At 61.8% G+C, this 2,386-nt stretch carries 2 protein-coding genes; both read left to right on the top strand.

Translation table 11 applies throughout. The annotated features are described in order from the left end of the window. Positions 1 to 594: IclR family transcriptional regulator (locus VZ95_RS15230; protein WP_232302680.1), on the top strand; the 594-nt coding region annotated here is incomplete at its 5' end. 133 nt (positions 595 to 727) lie between these two features. Beyond that, positions 728 to 2,386 (top strand): leucine-rich repeat domain-containing protein (locus tag VZ95_RS15225; protein ID WP_045776615.1); only part of this gene is annotated, 1,659 nt, incomplete at its 3' end.

Raw genomic sequence — 2,386 nt, 5'->3', positions numbered from 1 at the left:
GGCTTCGTCGCCCAAGTTTCAGGCGGCAAGCGCTACCGGCTGGGCTTGGATTTCTTCGTTCTCGCCGCCCGCGCGGGCCAGGCGGACGGGCTGCGCGACCTCGCCCGCCCCGTTCTGCTGCGCCTCTCGGCCACCCTCACCGATACGATTTTTCTGCTGGTGCGCGACCGCTACGACGTGGTCTGCCTCGACCGCATCGAAGGCCCCTTCCCCATCCGCTCCTTCACCGGCGATATCGGCGGCAAAATTCCACTGGGCATCGGCCAGGGCAGCCTTGCCATTCTCGCCCATCTGCCCGAAACCGAGGCCGAAGAGGTTATCCGCTTCAATATGCCCCGCCTGCTGGATCGCGGCTTTCTCGACGAAGCGGGACTGCGCCTGGAACTCGCCAAAGCCCGCGCCCAAGGCTGGGTGAGCCTCAATACCGGCCTGATCCCCGGCATGGCCGGGCTCGCCGTGCCCGTCTTCGACGCCGACCGCAAAGCCGTGGCCGCCCTCTCCATCGGCACCCTCGCCGAGCGCCTCAGCCCCGAACGCCTGCCGAATGTGGTCCGCATCCTGCAAACCGAAGCCGCCACCCTGGGCGCAGGCTGAACCCGTTCGATCCGTCCTTACGCTATCCGTCGCGGAGTTTGAGCAGCGTGGGGTGAGGGCAGCGCACCCCTTTGCGCTGCACAGGGAAAAGGTTAATCTCGGAAAGAATGTTTTTCCTGGGGGGGCTTGCCGCATGACGATTATTCCCGAGTTTGATGGCACCAATGGGATGGCCGTCGCCGTCGCCCGGATTGCGCGCGAGGCGGAGGAGAAGACGGGGGTCTTGTACCTTTCTGATTTGGGGCTATTCGCATTGCCGGAGGCCCTACGGGACGTGCCGCATTTGCGGGAACTGTATTGTTCGTTTAACGCGATCACCTGCCTTGACGGGCTGCAGAACTGCGCAGTCCTGCAACACCTCTCCTGCTCCCGCACCCAGATCACAAGCCTCGACGGGCTGGAGAACTGCACCAACCTGCAAAGCCTCATCTGCTCCAACACCCCAATCACCAGCCTCGACGGGCTGCAGAACTGCACCGCCCTGCAAAACCTCACCTGCAACGGCACCGAGATCACCAGCCTCGACGGGCTGCAGAACTGCACCAACCTGCGAAACCTCCGCTGCGACAATACCCAAATCACGAGCCTTGATGGGCTGCAGAACTGTACCAACCTGCAAAGCCTCGATTGCTCCGACACCCTGATCACCCGCCTCGACGGGCTGCAGAACTGCACCGCCCTGCAAACCCTCACCTGCTCCCGCACCCAGATCACAAGCCTCGACGGGCTGCAAAACTGCACCGCCCTGCAAACCCTCACCTGCTCCGACACTCCCCTAAAAACCTATCCTGCCGATTTCTGGACAGGCCCAGCCCTGCAATATGTATGCATCACCACGCTGCTAGGCGTTCCCCCAGAAATCCTATCGAAAGGCTATGGCGACGACTGCCTCCCTCTCCTGCGCGACTATTTCGCCGACCGAGGGCAAAACCCCGTCCCTGTCCGCGATGTAAAACTTTTTCTGCTGGGCAATGGCGGTACCGGCAAAACCCAAATGGCGCGGCATTTACGCGGGGAGGCCTTCAACCCCGATTGGGATAGCACCCACGGCATCCAGGTCACCACCGCCACGCTGCCGGGCGACGGTCATCAGGCCGAAACCCGCCTGCACCTGTGGGATTTTGGCGGGCAGGAACTGTATCACAGCACCCATACGCTGTTTTTGCGCAGCCGCGCAGTCTTTGCCGTGTTGTGGTCGGCGGATCGGGAACCAGACAATAATATCCTGCCTAACCCCGCGCCGTTGGATTATAATGCCCGCACGTATCCCCTTCAATATTGGCTGGACCATATCGCCGACCAGGCGGGCGCGGATAGCCCAATTTTGCTGGTGCGCAGTAAATGCGACGCGCAGGCTGACGAACAGCCCCTGCCGCCCACCGAGGGGGCTGCCTTCGCGTTTCTGCGCCGGCTGCAGTTCGGTGCCCAGAAACCATATCGCGCCCGCGAGTTGCGCGCCGCCCTGCGGGACGCGGTGGACCATCTCCATGCGAACGAGGAGGTGCGGGTAATCGGCCAAGCGTGGCAGGCGGTGCAAAAGGCGATTGAAAACCTGCGCGAGGCCGATGGCACCTATCGACCGGAGAATCAGTGGCGAGATCAAGCGTGGTTTGCCGATCTATGCGCACAGCATGGCGTTAACGGCACACCCGAAACCTTACGCACCTATTTGCACCGCTGCGGGGTGATTTTCTATGATCCGCACATTTACCAAGACCGGATCATTATCGATCAGGCTTGGGCGCTTGGTGCGATCTATACCCTGTTTGACCGGAAAAAGGTTTATGAGCGC

It is taken from the genome of Elstera litoralis, from assembly GCF_000963705.1.
Lineage (GTDB): Bacteria > Pseudomonadota > Alphaproteobacteria > Elsterales > Elsteraceae > Elstera > Elstera litoralis.
Note: the sequence above shows the minus strand (reverse complement) of the source record. Positions and strands in the feature narration are given on the sequence as shown.